General features: G+C 51.3%; 10 protein-coding genes. 6 read left to right on the forward strand and 4 right to left on the reverse strand.

Annotation, left to right across the window (positions count from 1 at the left end):
* Nucleotides 1-78 precede the first annotated feature (78 nt).
* The 4 genes from ACJJIM_RS14075 to rlmB are packed head-to-tail and all read left to right on the forward strand — an operon-like array spanning nt 79 to nt 3,079.
* On the forward strand, nt 79-669 hold the full coding sequence (locus tag ACJJIM_RS14075; RefSeq protein WP_444911271.1) for a peptidylprolyl isomerase: 591 nt from the start codon (nt 79-81) through the stop codon (nt 667-669).
* A 3-nt stretch (nt 670-672) separates the two neighbouring features.
* Nucleotides 673-1,431: a pyridoxine 5'-phosphate synthase gene (locus ACJJIM_RS14080; protein ID WP_444911272.1), complete on the forward strand. Its 759-nt coding sequence runs from the start codon at nt 673-675 to the stop codon at nt 1,429-1,431.
* The gene (locus tag ACJJIM_RS14085; protein WP_444911273.1) at nt 1,431-2,300 is read left to right on the forward strand and encodes a Rossmann-like and DUF2520 domain-containing protein; all 870 of its coding nucleotides are present in this window, start codon (nt 1,431-1,433) and stop codon (nt 2,298-2,300) included. Before ACJJIM_RS14080 ends, ACJJIM_RS14085 begins: the two co-directional genes overlap by 1 nt.
* Nucleotides 2,297-3,079, forward strand: a complete 783-nt coding sequence (gene rlmB, locus ACJJIM_RS14090) for a 23S rRNA (guanosine(2251)-2'-O)-methyltransferase RlmB (RefSeq protein ID WP_444911274.1) — start codon at nt 2,297-2,299, stop codon at nt 3,077-3,079. Before ACJJIM_RS14085 ends, rlmB begins: the two co-directional genes overlap by 4 nt.
* A 355-nt stretch (nt 3,080-3,434) precedes the next feature.
* On the opposite strand, the gene guaA is transcribed toward rlmB, so the two are convergent.
* Nucleotides 3,435-5,012, reverse strand: a complete 1,578-nt coding sequence (guaA, locus tag ACJJIM_RS14095; protein ID WP_444911275.1) for a glutamine-hydrolyzing GMP synthase — start codon at nt 5,010-5,012, stop codon at nt 3,435-3,437.
* A 100-nt stretch (nt 5,013-5,112) separates the two neighbouring features.
* On the reverse strand, nt 5,113-6,600 hold the full coding sequence (gene guaB / locus ACJJIM_RS14100; RefSeq protein WP_282933710.1) for an IMP dehydrogenase: 1,488 nt from the start codon (nt 6,598-6,600) through the stop codon (nt 5,113-5,115).
* Between the two features lie 174 nt (nt 6,601-6,774).
* On the opposite strand from guaB, the gene xseA reads away from it, so the two are divergent.
* Together xseA and ACJJIM_RS14110 are read left to right on the forward strand one after the other, a co-directional pair.
* Nucleotides 6,775-8,127, forward strand: coding sequence for an exodeoxyribonuclease VII large subunit (gene xseA, locus ACJJIM_RS14105; protein WP_444911276.1), 1,353 nt, complete (start codon nt 6,775-6,777; stop codon nt 8,125-8,127).
* A 73-nt stretch (nt 8,128-8,200) separates the two neighbouring features.
* Nucleotides 8,201-10,501 (forward strand): transporter substrate-binding domain-containing protein, encoded by a 2,301-nt coding sequence (locus ACJJIM_RS14110; RefSeq protein ID WP_444911277.1) that lies wholly within the window; start codon nt 8,201-8,203, stop codon nt 10,499-10,501.
* A gap of 14 nt (nt 10,502-10,515) precedes the next feature.
* On the opposite strand, the gene ACJJIM_RS14115 is transcribed toward ACJJIM_RS14110, so the two are convergent.
* Nucleotides 10,516-11,493: an NAD(P)H-quinone oxidoreductase gene (locus ACJJIM_RS14115; RefSeq protein ID WP_444911278.1), complete on the reverse strand. Its 978-nt coding sequence runs from the start codon at nt 11,491-11,493 to the stop codon at nt 10,516-10,518.
* Between the two features lie 203 nt (nt 11,494-11,696).
* Nucleotides 11,697-13,976 (reverse strand): TonB-dependent receptor, encoded by a 2,280-nt coding sequence (locus tag ACJJIM_RS14120; RefSeq protein WP_444911279.1) that lies wholly within the window; start codon nt 13,974-13,976, stop codon nt 11,697-11,699.
* Between the last annotated feature and the right edge of the window lie 486 nt (nt 13,977-14,462).

Consider the following 14,462-nt stretch of genomic DNA (forward strand, 5'->3'; position numbering starts at 1 on the left):
ATATTTATCCTTTCTCTATAGCCATACGCTGACACAGTAGTAAACCGATTGCCCCCGGACACTCAAAGGACACGGATGATGCGTAAGTTACTCACTTTTCTTTTTTGTACTCTGTTCAGTCTTCCATTATTTGCTCAAAACCCACAGGTAGAACTAAAGACCGACCTCGGCATTATCCGCGTGGAACTATTTGCCCAGCGGGCCCCGGTCACCGTAGAGAATTTCCTCGCCTATACCGACAGCGGCTTTTACGATGGCATTATTTTCCACAGAGTAGTACCCGGCTATGTCGTGCAAGGTGGCGGCTTCACCTTCGACTTCCACAAAAAAGAAACGCGCGACGCCATCATCAACGAATCGACCAATGGACTGCAAAATCTGCGCGGAACCCTGTCAATGGCACGCACCCGCGACCCCGACAGTGCCACCTCACAGTTTTTTATCAACCTGAAAGACAATTTCAAACTCGATGGCAGTGAAGACAAACCCGGCTATACCGTTTTCGGCAAAGTCATCGAGGGTATGGATATCGTAGAAAAAATCGAACGGGAACCCCGCGGGCTCTATCGCCAGCACCCAGAGGCCCCCAATATTCCAATCCGCATACTTTCAGCAAAACGAGTTACCTCCAGCGACAACAGTGTCGCTGGACACAGCAAGGGAGAATAAGCAGTGATAGCTCTCAGTGTAAACCTCAATAAAATCGCCTTAATTCGCAATTCCCGCGAAGGCAATTTTCCCGATGTGGTCGCCCACGGGCGCACTTGCCTCGACGCCGGAGCCCAGGGGCTGACCGTACACCCCCGTCCAGACCAACGACATATTCGCCCCGGCGACGTGCGTGACCTGGCAGAACTCTGCGCCAGCCGCAAGAACATAGAGTTCAACGTTGAAGGCAACCCCTTCGCCGCTCCCCTGGGGGACTACCCCGGCCTAATACCACTGGTTTTGGAAACCAAACCGGACCAGTGCACTTTGGTTCCCGACACCAATGATCAGCTCACGTCTGATCACGGCTTTGACCTCAAACAGGATGGCGATCGATTAGTTCCGATAATTGATCAACTTAAAAATGCCGGAATACGTGTCAGCCTGTTTATGGATCCAGACCTGGACCAAATCAGCCTGGCCAAACAGGTCGGCGCTGACCGTATTGAGCTCTACACAGGGCCCTATGCCGAAGCCGTAGCCAAACAGAGCCCAGAGCTGGAAACAATTTTCTCTGCCCACTGTGCCGCCGCCGAGCACGCACATCAACTGGGACTGGGGATTAATGCCGGCCATGACCTCAACCTGGTTAACCTACCACGCTATCGCACATTACCGGGCTTGCAGGAAGTCTCCATAGGCCACGCCTTTACTGTCGATGCTATCAGCATGGGCCTGGAGAATGCCGTTAACGCCTACGTCGACTGCCTCGCTGGTAGCTGATGCAAAGCCTCAATATTATTGGCGCGGGCCGCCTTGGCAAAACCCTGGGGCGGCTGTGGCAGGAGAGCGGTGTATTCGAGATACAGTCAATTTATAACCGCAGTCTCGAAAGTGGACAAAGGGCCTGTCGATTTATCGGTGCAGGCAATGCTGTCGATTCCCTCTCAGAGATGCCTTCAGCAGACCTATGGCTGATTGGTTGTATCGATAGTGAAATCGCTATATTTGCGCAGAAACTTTCCGATAGCGGGCTGGTCGATGAGCGCACTATTATATTCCACTGCAGTGGCGCTCTCAGCTCTAAAGAACTAGCCCCCTTGGGACCCACCCTGGTTGCCAGTGCTCACCCGGTCCACAGTTTTGCCGAACCGGAAACCTCGCTGCAAACATTTGCCAAGACCAGCGTCGCTGTCGAAGGGGATAGTCATGCGGTAGAGGTTATTTCTGCGGCTTTTGCAGCCATTGGCTGTGAAACACTGGCTATTGATCCCCTTAACAAATCTCTGTACCACGCTGGGTCAGTGATCGCCTCCAACTACCTCACCACCCTAATGGACCTGAGTTTACAGAGCTTTGCAGCCGCCGGCATAGAGCGGGACAGCGCTCTTCGCCTGCTGGCGCCGATTGTTTCACAGACTCTGCAAAACAATTTGACGCTGGGACCAGAGAGGTCGCTGACAGGCCCCATTGCCAGGGGGGATGTGGAAACCGTTGGTGCCCAGGTGGAAAGCCTTGCCTCAGTAGATAGCCAACTGGCACTTTGCTATCGCCATCTGGGCCTCGCCTGTGTAGAGTTGGCGCGGCGCGGCTCGCTCTCACCTGAGAGCGCAGCCAGATTGATCGAACTGCTGAGTGAGCCAACGCGGTGAAAGACTCCTCCGAATACCTGGAAAAAAAAGCCTTCTTCGATAGCCTCCTTACAATTTATGGGCGCAAGCCTGTACTCGAGGCTCTCGAGGATTTATCTGTACCCGTCCATAAATTACATCTGGCCAGCAGCAACCGGCGCGACCAGCTAATCCAGCGAATGGAAACCCTGGCGGAAGAGCGTCAGATTGAAATTGCTTACTGGGATCGCAAGGGCCTGTCCCGGATTTCGAAGAATTCCCGTCAGGACCAAGGTGTAGCCCTCGACCTGGCCCTGCCGCACTACGGCAGAGCGGAGGACTTTTTACAGAAGGTTGCAGCCCCAGAGCACAAAAACACCTATGAACTTCTGGCCCTGGATGGCATAACCAACCCTCAAAACCTGGGCATGATTATTCGCTCAGCCTGTGCCGGCGGCATCGATGGAATCATCCTGCCAAAGAAAGGCTGTGCACAAATAGACCCCCTCGTTATCAAAGCCAGCACAGGCACCCTGTTTAAAACCCGGATTTTGCGCTGTGACAAATTGGCAGCCACCCTGGGGGAGTTCCGCGAAGCGGGGGCTCAGGTTTGTGGGCTGTCATCCCACGCCCGAACCACCTTGAAAGAGGTCTCCAGTAAAGTCTCCACAATTTTTGTGCTGGGCAATGAAACCCACGGTGTTAGCGATGCCGTCGCAGCTCAGTGCAATGAACTGGTGCGTATCCCCATGCAAAACGATGTGGAAAGCTTGAATGTGGCGGTCACGGCCGCACTAATTAGCTTCCGTCGAAAAATCTAACTCTGCCCTATGGGAGGTGCCCGCCTCCCACTCCCTCAACTTATCCCACGAGTTCAATCCCAATCTAACCAGGATTATCCACTACCCACAGATTCTGTGGATATCTCTGTGACTAACTTAGAGTAGTAGGCCGCAAAGGCCCGCCATTTGGTCTATGTGACAATATGAAGAAAAAATAAACAACCCGGGAAACGCTCAAAAAATCAACGAGTTAGAGAAAACTTAGCTAAGCGTTTAGCGACAATCCGTACCAATTAAAGATCGAATAGAGAGAAGGGGCCGCTGTGGAAAATGAGACGCGAAGCCCAAAACAAAAAAAGAAAGGGGTGCTAAGCACCCCCTCTCGATTCTACAGTTACTCCCACTCAATTGTCGCGGGAGGCTTGCTGGAAACGTCGTAGACCACACGAGAGATGTGCTCTATCTCATTGATAATGCGGTTCGAAACCTTCTCAATCAGCTCATAGGGGAGATGCGCCCAACGCGCTGTCATAAAGTCCACAGTCTCTACCGCGCGAAGAGCAACCACGTATTCATATCGACGGCCATCTCCGACAACACCCACAGATTTTACCGGAAGGAATACGGCAAAGGCCTGGCTGGTCTTGTGATACCAATCGGCGTTGTGCAGCTCCTCGATAAAGATCGCATCTGCCTCTCGCAGAATATCGGCATACTCCCGCTTTACCTCACCGAGAATCCGCACTCCCAGACCCGGTCCCGGGAAGGGGTGGCGGTAAACCATGTCGTAAGGCAGGCCCAGCTCCAGGCCGATCTTACGAACCTCGTCTTTGAACAGTTCACGCAGGGGCTCTACCAGCTCAAACTGCATATCCTCCGGTAAGCCGCCCACATTGTGGTGAGACTTAATCACATGTGCCTTGCCGGTTTTTGCAGCGGCGGACTCAATAACGTCTGGGTAGATAGTGCCCTGAGCCAGGAATTTCACGTCCTGTAACTTGGAAGCTTCGCGATCAAAAATCTCAATAAAGGTATTACCAATGATTTTGCGCTTGGCCTCAGGGTCTTTTTCATCTTGGAGGCGCCCAAGGAAATCCTCTTCCGCATCAGAACGGATAACGCGAACGCCCATATTGTCGGCGAACATCTGCATTACCTGGTCGCCTTCGTTTTTACGCAGGAGACCATTATCTACAAATACGCAGGTCAGCTGATCGCCAATAGCCTTGTGCAGCAAAGCGGCTACCACAGAGCTGTCGACACCACCGGATAAACCGAGCAGCACCTTGCCCTCGCCCACCTGATCGCGGACTTTAGCAATAGAGTCTTCAATAATGTTCGCGGGAGTCCAGAGTTTCTCACACCCGCAAATATCAATCACAAAGTGCTCATAAATACGCATGCCTTGCAGGGTATGAGTCACTTCCGGGTGGAACTGTACACCGAAGAAATTCTTCTCGGCGTGGTACATACCGGCAATTGGGCAGGAATCGGTGGAAGCCAGCAGCTCAAAGCCCTCTGGCATCGCCACTACCTTGTCGCCGTGACTCATCCAAACATCCAGTAGGGAACTGCCATCATCAGCGATATGATCTTTGATATCGCTCAACAGGTTGGATTGGCCTTCAACTTTTACCTGGGCATAGCCAAATTCGCGAATATCGCTGCCCTGTACGGTGCCTCCAAGCTGATGAGCCATGGTCTGCATGCCATAGCAAATGCCCAGTACCGGCACGCCCAGGTTATAAACCGCTTCCGGCGCGCGCGGGGAGCCCTCTTCCGGTACCGACTCGGGGCCGCCGGCGAGAATAATGCCCTTGGGCTGATACTCACGAATTTCCTCTTCGGTCATATCGAAAGCGCGAATTTCAGAAAATACGCCCAGCTCGCGGACACGGCGGGCAATCAATTGTGTGTACTGGGACCCGAAGTCGAGAATGAGTATTCGGCTGGAATGGATATCTTGGCTCATGACTTACTCGATAACTGGATTAAATAACGGCAAACGGACCTTAAAGGTCCGTTTGCTGCTTGTTCCGTCTAAATTTTTTCACCTGGAGAAGGTCGAAGGCTTAGCGTCGGCCCACCGGGTAGTTGGGGGCTTCTTTGGTAATTTGAACGTCGTGGACATGGGACTCACCCATACCGGCTGCCGTGACCCGCACAAACTCAGGACGAGTACGCATGGTCTCGATATCGACGCTGCCGGTGTAACCCATGGCTGAACGCAAACCACCCATCATCTGGTGAACAATGGCTGACAGCGGGCCTTTATAAGGCACTCGACCTTCGATGCCTTCCGGTACCAGTTTTTCAGCGCCCTTGCTCGCATCCTGGAAATAGCGATCGGAAGAACCCTGGGTGCGGGACATAGCACCGAGAGAACCCATCCCACGATAGGACTTGTAAGTACGGCCCTGATAGAGCTCAACTTCGCCCGGCGCCTCTTCGGTACCAGCGAACATGGAACCCATCATGACTGATGAGGCGCCGGCAACAATTGCCTTGGAGATATCGCCGGAGTAACGGATACCACCGTCGGCAATCATGGGCACACCGAATTCTTTAAGGGCCGTGGCAACCTCTGCAATTGCCGTCACCTGGGGTACACCGATACCCGTTACAATACGGGTGGTACAGATAGAACCGGGGCCGATACCCACTTTAACCGCATCCGCACCGGCCTCAACCAGTGCACGCGCTGCGTCAGCCGTAGCGATGTTGCCACCGATCACGTCCACCTGGGGGTGCATTTCCTTAATGCGGCGCACGCGCTCAATCACGTTGCGGGAGTGGCCGTGGGCGGTATCTACTACCAGCACATCAACGCCGGCTTCTACCAATGCAGCTACGCGATCATCGGTATCCGGGCTGGTACCCACAGACGCGCCCACGCGCAGGCGACCGTCGGAATCCTTACAGGAGTTCGGGTACTGCTCTGCTTTGTTAAAGTCTTTAACCGTGATCAGGCCGCGCAACTCAAAGTTGTCGTTAACCACCAGTACCTTTTCGATACGGTGCTTATGCAGCAGTTCGCGTACTTCGTCGGGGCTCGCATCTTCGTGGGCCGTCACCAAACGCTCTTTCGGCGTCATGATGCTGGCGACACTGACGTCGAGATCAGTTAAGAAGCGAACGTCGCGGCTGGTAACGATACCTACCAAATCGCCACGATCCATTACCGGCACACCGGAAATATTGTGGTGACTGGTCAGCGCGATCAACTCGCGCACAGTGGCATCGGACTCAATAGTAATGGGGTCTTTTACAACACCGGCTTCAAACTTCTTCACCGCGCGAACGGCAAGAGCTTGCTCTTCTATCGACATACTCTTGTGAATAATGCCGATACCCCCTTCCTGGGCCAACGCAATGGCCAGGCGAGCTTCCGTCACCGTATCCATAGCAGCGGACACAATGGGGATGTTCAGGGTAATGTTGCGGGAGAGTTGGGTTTTTAAACTCACATCCTTGGCCGTGACCTCGGAATATCCGGGCACAAGTAGGACGTCGTCAAAAGTGAGGGCTTCGCGCGCGATGCGCAGATTGGATTCAGACATTGTTGACACTCAAACCTCGAATAGGCGGGATTGGGTATCGGCGCGATTATACCTCTACGCGCCCAAAGCGCAAACATCAATTTGCAGAAAAACGGATTTGTACAGTAAAGCTCTTTACCTATAAGGGCGATACTGCAATATTGCTCCGCCCAATACGCCCGACGAGATTCACCGATGCAGACAATTCCCCCTAGTCAAAATGCCAAGCGCAGCGTGCTGTCGGTAAGTGACCTGAATCGGGAAGTTAAACATCTTCTGGAAAGCAGTGTGCCCCTTCTATGGATCAGTGGGGAGATTTCCAATTTTTCCATGCCCAGCTCCGGGCACTGGTATTTTAGCCTTAAAGATGCGCGGGCCCAGGTGCGCTGCGCCATGTTTCGCGGTCGCAATCGCAGTATTGCCTTTCGGCCGCAAAATGGTCGCGAGGTTTTAATCAGGGCCAGGGTGAGCCTGTACGAAGGACGCGGAGAATTTCAGCTAATCGTTGAGCATATGGAGGAGGCCGGCTTTGGCGCCCTGATGCGCCAGCTGGAACAGCTCAAAGCAAAACTGAATGCCGAGGGCCTGTTCGACACAAGCAGAAAACGCTCTCTTCCGTTTTTGCCAACCAATATCGGCATTGTCACTTCGCCGACAGGCGCGGCAATACGGGATATGATTCACGTATTGGGCAGGAGACACCCTTCTGCACAAATTGAAATCTGGCCCGTAGCCGTTCAAGGTCAGGGTGCCGCTCAGCAAATCGCGGCGGCGATTGAGAAAGCGGGCCACAGTGGTCGCCACGATTTATTAATTGTCGGTCGCGGCGGAGGTTCCCTGGAAGACCTGTGGTCTTTTAATGAAGAAATTGTCGCCCGCGCACTCGCCGCAAGCCCTATTCCCACTATTTCTGCAGTCGGCCACGAAACCGATACGACTATTGCAGATTTAGCCGCAGACCTGCGCGCGCCCACCCCCTCTGCCGCGGCGGAAATAGCCAGCGCCAATGCTGCAGAAATTTTACAACGGCTTGAGCACATCCAGCGCAGATTGAACCGCGCCATGGTCAACCAACTGAAGCATTTATCTCAACAGGTTCAATTGCGACGCAACCGTTTGCGCCACCCCAAGGAGCAGCTCCTCAACCAGGCCCAACGGCTGGATCATTTGGAGATGCGCCTGGTAGCAGCTTGCCAACAGAAAATCCAAAGTCGCAAATCCCAATTGGATTCCGCCTCCAGAGCTTTTGCCCACAACCTACCGACACGCCGACTCGACAACAGTCGAAAGCAGTTAATCCAACTCAAGGGAAACCTGGAGCGTGCGATGCAACTGATATTGCAGCGCGGCAGTGACAAACTCTCCCACGGGGCCCAATTACTCCAAAATATCAGTCCCCTGGCAGTATTGCAGCGAGGCTACGCCATTGTTCTGGATTCAGAAAATCGCGCAATTCGCGATAGTGCAGAATTGGATACCGACCAGCAAGTCCATATTAAGCTGGCCAAAGGGAACTTCACTGCAAAAGTTAAAACCATCGAAAACTGATTTCTTTAACAATTAAAGAGCGCAAATCAAGCGACACTATAATGGTTGAGGTAGAGTGCCTTCGGAGCAATATATGGATAGTGAATCTACTGCTATCCACCTCAACCAGTGGACCTTGATACTACTTTCAGTACTACTGCTTGCCCTTGCAGCCTGCACGGAACCAGAGCGTGATTCTGGAGTAGCCGAATCAGTCACCATGTCAGCTGCCGAAGCGCAGGATGCCGACAAGCGATCAGGGCAACTGCCTGAAATAACCCCCGCTAAAGAACAGCAAGTCAACTACATCGAAACCGGTGACCTTAGGGACATAAGAAAACACGGCACAATTCGGTTTGTTAATTTAACTGGTGCTTCCGAGGACCTGCTACCTCGTGACGATGTGGTGAGTCTCCGTCACTTCGAACTTGCCAACAAACTGGCCAAACAGTTAAAGCTGGAACCCAAGTGGATAAAAGCTGAAACGCCCGATGATGCGGTGCAAATGCTGATCGATGGCCAGGCAGATGTAATCGCCTATAACCTGACTGTCACTGACGCCCGTGAAGAAATTATTGACTTCACGGTTCCTCTTCGCCATTCGCGGTTAGTACTCGTCACTGGCCCAGAAGGTCCAGATATTTCAGATGCGAGCAAATTAAAGGACCTGGAATTTATTATCCCCGCCGGCTCCTCTATTAAAGAAACTGCAGAGCAACTTGTTGCCGAAAATCCAAACTCAAACCTAACTATTCGAGAAATTGATATCAATGGTAACCGAGATACGCTGTTGGATATCATTAATGGCCAAAAGAACCGTGTTGCTATTTTGGAAGATTTTTCAGCCCAGGATTTGCGCAATTACCGCGATGACATGCGGATTGGTGCAGATGTATCTGAAGTACAAAATATTGCCTGGGGCGTACGCAAAGACTCCAAACGCCTGCATACCACTCTCGATAATTTTTTGACCCGCAACCTGGTTAAATCCCAGGAAGAACGCATTACCGATTGGAAGGGTATTAAAAAATCGGGAGTAATCAGGCTACTCACTTATAACGGGCCGACAACCTATTTCTTATGGAAAGGGGTATTAATGGGGTTTGACTACGACCTGGCCCAGGCTTTTGCCAATAAGCACAAACTCCAACTCCAGGTTATTGTTGTCCCCTACGAAGAAGACCTTGCCGACTGGCTGAGGGCGGGTCGCGGTGACTTTGCCGGGGCTGAACTCAATATTACCAGTGCCCGTGAAGACCAGGGCATGGTATTCACCAAGCCCTATGTCGAATCCACAGACCAGATTGTCAGTGGTAAAGGCAGCCCTCCCATCACCCAGATTCAGGATCTGAATGGTCGCAAGTTAACCCTGCGCGCCTACTCGTCATTTATTGAAACCGCTGAAACACTGAAAGAAGCAGGTATTGATGTCGATATTCGTGTGGCGCCGCCAGATATTTCCCAGTCACAAATCTTCTCACTAATCGCCGACGGGCTGGTAGATGCGACTATATCCCACTCCGGTCGAGCCAAGATTGAGGCATCCGTTCAGCCACAACTGGTACTCGGAACCCTTATCGGTGACCCGCGTCCACAGGGCTGGATGGTATTAAGACAAAATTGGCACCTGTTACAGAACTTGAATAAGTTTTTGAAAAATTACAGAAAAACGAGCCAATATCAAAAACAATACCAGGCTTATTTTGAGCCGAACAAACGATTTACCCAGCGAGTAAGTTCCCGGGTAATACCGGGAGAAAACCTCTCTCCTTACGATGAGCTGGTGAAGGAATCTGCCTTTAAATACGATTTTGATTGGCGCATGATCGTCGCGCAGATGTGGCAGGAAAGCAATTTCAACCCTAAAGCCGTATCTCCAGTTGGCGCGCAGGGGTTGATGCAAGTAATGCCTGCCACAGCCGAGGAAATGGGATTTCCTCCTCCGCTGTTCGAACCTGAAAGAGGTATTAAAGCGGGGGTAAAATATATGGATTGGGTGCGCGATCGCTTTAATCCCGCTTTGCCAACCGTAAATAAACTCTGGTTTACTCTCGCTTCCTACAATGCCGGATACGGCCACTTACTCGATGCCCAACGGCTGGCTAAAGAATTGGGACTGGATCCCAATGTGTGGTTTGACAATGTGGAAGTCGCCATGCTGAAACTGGCCCAGCCCCAGTACTTTAAACGGGCGAGATACGGCTATGTGAGAGGCTCCGAGCCCGTGCAGTATGTACGCAATATCAGCAATCTCTACAAAGCCTATGTGGAAATGATGAGCGATGATGTGACAGTCCGCCCACCTCTGCAACGCTTGCCCGGCAAAATCTATTGTGAACCCGGGGATGTGCCTGAGGGCGTTATTCAGCGGATACCCACTTACTCCTCGCCCTAGGCAACCACAAGCCCTCACAAGGTTAAAACGATTTTCCCGGTGATAGTGCCGGACTCCAGTAATTTATGGGCCTGAACCGCCTGCTGCAGCGGAAATTCAGCGGCTAGTTGCGGCCGCACTTTACCCGCTTCAATCAGCGGCCAAACCTTCTGTTCCAGCGATTTCGCAATACCGGCTTTCACTTCTGGCGAGCGTGCCCTCAAAGTTGAGCCGGTCAATGTAAGCCGTTTCAACATCACCGGCATCATATTTACTTCTACTTTAGCGCCAGCCAGGTAGGCAATATTCACGATTCTGCCGTCGTTAGCGGCCACACGAATATTGCTATTGATATAGCTACCGCCCACCATATCTAAGATAACATCAGCTCCGTGATCATCTGTCATCTCGCGCACAACGGAGACAAAATCTTCATCCCGATAGTTAATCGCCTTCTCCGCTCCCAAAGCCACACAGGCTGCGCATTTGTCTTCTGTTCCCGCAGTAGTGAAAACCCGGGCTCCCAATTGATGGGCCAGCTGGATCGCCGTGGTACCAATGCCAGAGGAACCACCATGGATTAAAATCACCTCGCCCGGTTTTAAACCGGCGCGGTCAAATACATTAGTCCATACGGTGAAAAAAGTTTCCGGCAATGCAGCTGCCTCAATAAGACTAAGGCCTGCGGGGACCGGGAGGCATTGTCCCTCTGGAGCTACTGCAAACTCTGCGTAGCCTCCACCATTGGTCAGGGCACAAACTTTATCCCCCACCTGCCAGCGCACAACTTTTTCCCCGACTTCAACAACCTCACCAGCCACTTCCAATCCCAATACCGGCGATGCTCCAGGAGGTGCCGGATAATGCCCTTGGCGCTGCACAAGATCAGGGCGATTAACCCCAGCTGCGGCTACACGGATAAGGACTTCGTCTGCACCTGGAGCAGGCTTATCCATCTCCTGCAATTGCATGACTTCAGGCCCACCAAATGTAGGCAGATCAATAAACCGCATATTTTTCCCCTTTATAGGTTCACTTTTATTGCCACGCTAACAAAACAAGAGTATCAAAAATCATCAAGCAGTTTTTATTCAACACGCAACCCAAAAAAAACGGCCAGCTCCATCACAACTTTTAATTGTGAAAAGGAACTGGCCGTTTCGAAGTCTGCTGGCTTAAAAATAACTTTCTCTAAGCAGCAAATTCTCAGCCGAGATTAGAGTTCGTAAATAAACTCAACCCCCATAACACGACCTTTATTTAGCGGGGTAAAGCTGGCACCGATACCACCAAGGTTAACTGGTAGCTGCGTATCATTACCCTCAGTAACTTCATCAAGCATATTTTTACCGAATACAGAAACTGTATATTGGCCGCTATCCGCAGTATAACCGATACTAAAGTCCACCATTTCTACTTCAGACAGCATACCCTTGTTATCATCCGTATAAGGTGCTTCATCGCGATGATTGTAGTTAATGCGGGAGGTGATTGTTCCGTAGGAACCTAGAGACAAATCGTGCACTAACCCTATACCATAAGTCCATGGCGCCAGGCGTGGGATCTCAAGACCCAGGTCTTCATCATCCACAAAGCCGTCACCATTCAGGTCACCGAGTACCTTATCGTAATCGCCATCTACATAGCCCACGTTGAAGGTAAGCAGCAGGTTTTCACTGAGCGCAGCCATGGTCTCCAATTCAGCACCACGAATTGTCGCATCTGCGGTGTTGCGGATAACCTGTACCACCCCAGCCTCAGGGGAGGAGAAATTCTCCTCCCGCTGCATATTGTCAATACTATTGTGGAACACCGCCATATTGGTGCGCAGTCGGCCATCAAGCCAGTCTACCTTGGCACCAATTTCGAAGCTGCTCTGCTCTTCCTGATCTGTTGCCTCGGGCTTGAAGTTCCAACTTGTATTGCGGAAGTTGTAGCCACCACTGCGGAAGCCTTTGGTCCAGAAAGTGTAGAGCTGAGTTTCATCGGAAACCGTCCACTGCAGGCCCAGTTTGGGAGTGAACGCACTCCAACTTTCACTATCATCAAGATCGTAGTTAGAGCAACCACTTAGGGTGCAGTAGTTCAGCGGGATAGAGGCAATCTTTGCGTCTTTTTCCTCACTCGAGTAGCGTCCACCCAGGGTCAACACCCAGGCCTCGTTCAGGTCGATATCAGCCTGGGTAAATAATCCATAAGTGCTGTGATCCTGCACACCACCACCGGTCCAATCGATAATGCCGCCCTCACCATCGGCCAGCAAACGATTTTCCAGGTAGGTCACATCCTGAGAGAACCAATAGACACCGGCAGTGATGGCCGTGCGACCGAAACGGCCGGCATAGCGCAACTCGTTACTCAACTGGCTCTGATCTACGCTTGAGTCCGCATGGAAACCGACAAAAGGCAGGGAATCAATATCCCCCAAACCCCGCGCCTCATATTCACGCCAAGCCAGGATATTTGTGATGGTGCCATCACCGAATTCAACGTCTTTATTGAACTCAGTAATGATCTGGGACCACTCGTCTTTTTGATAACCCTCTTCGTCCTGGGCTACTTCAAAAGAATCTTCACTATTGTCCCAATCAGGAATACCGTATGCCTCAGCAATCTGGGTTGCGCTGGGGAACTGATAGCTCCCATCTCCTAGTGGTATCTCATAACTTGCATAACCCCGATTTTGCGCAACCACCCCATCGGAATCCATGCGGCCGTGCTCCATCCGCACAAGCAGTTCTGCCGTTTCATTGAGTTGAACACTAAAGCTTGGGCGAATAAACCAGCTGTCAGAGGCACCGGCATTATCATTGCCGGTGGCAACATTTTCGAACCAGCCACGGTCATCGTTGTAGTAAACGGTCAGACGGCCGTTAACATCGTCAGAGATGGCACCATTAATTGAACCCGCAGTCACCACATCCAGATTATCCGTTGTGGACACCTTGACGCGAGCAGAGAATTCATCAGTTGGGCGCGCTGTTTTAACTACGACAGCACCACCGGTAACATTACGACCAAAGAGCAGGCCCTGCGGACCACGGAGAACTTCGATACCCTCCAGGTCAAACACATCGGTAACAACACCCGCATTCACACCGAGGTACATACCATCGACAAAGACCCCTACTGTGGGATCAATTGATGGAATAGAGCTATTCACTCCAAGACCGCGCACAGTGAAGTTTGCCGTATTTTTTACGGTACCCACATCCTCCAGCTGGACGTTGGGCATTTTGAAAGAAAGGCTTTGTAAATCCCTAGTTTGCAGAGCCTCCAGTTGGTCACCGGAATAGGCGGTTGCCGCTACCGGAACATCCTGAAGTAATTCTGCGTCTGCACGCTTACGGGCTGTTACCTGCACTTCTTCCATAAGGGTGCCGACTGCTCCCTCTGCGGCATAACTGGGGCTAATACCACTGGCTAACCAAAGAGTTGCTACGGAACAGGCGGAAAGCAGAGCAGAGTGCTGCTTGGGTTTTGACGGACTTCCCATGTTTTCTCTCCATTGTTTTATTTTTTTTATGTACAACAACGGACTTATCGCAATCGGTACTGCCTGGCTCCACCGCTCTACCTCTATAAAGAGGCTCCGACTAAGTGAAGCTCCGATTCAAGACCGCGCTGATAAAGAGGCACAGATTTCGTAGTGAATCTGTGACATGGACAGGTTACAGGCTCACAACCGTGTGTGGAAGTCTATTTAACGTAAATGTCTGTAAAAATAACTCAATTAGTCTGGAAAGTTCTTTCAACTTGAAGAAAAAAATTAAAGGGAATGGAAAAAATAAAATTATGCACTGTTTAAGGGCGATACCTTAAGTTGCCCTTTTACTTAGAAAATTGATTATTTTCAAAAAAGCCAATGACAATATGTATCTAAACCACCCAAAAAACACAAAACTTTTTGTCTATTTTAAATTGATGCGCTCTCAGCTCTTTTAGATTAGCCTGAAAGTGCCCTTCGATATTTCAGGTTACC

Source organism: Microbulbifer maximicatervae (SeqCode), from assembly GCF_052467615.1.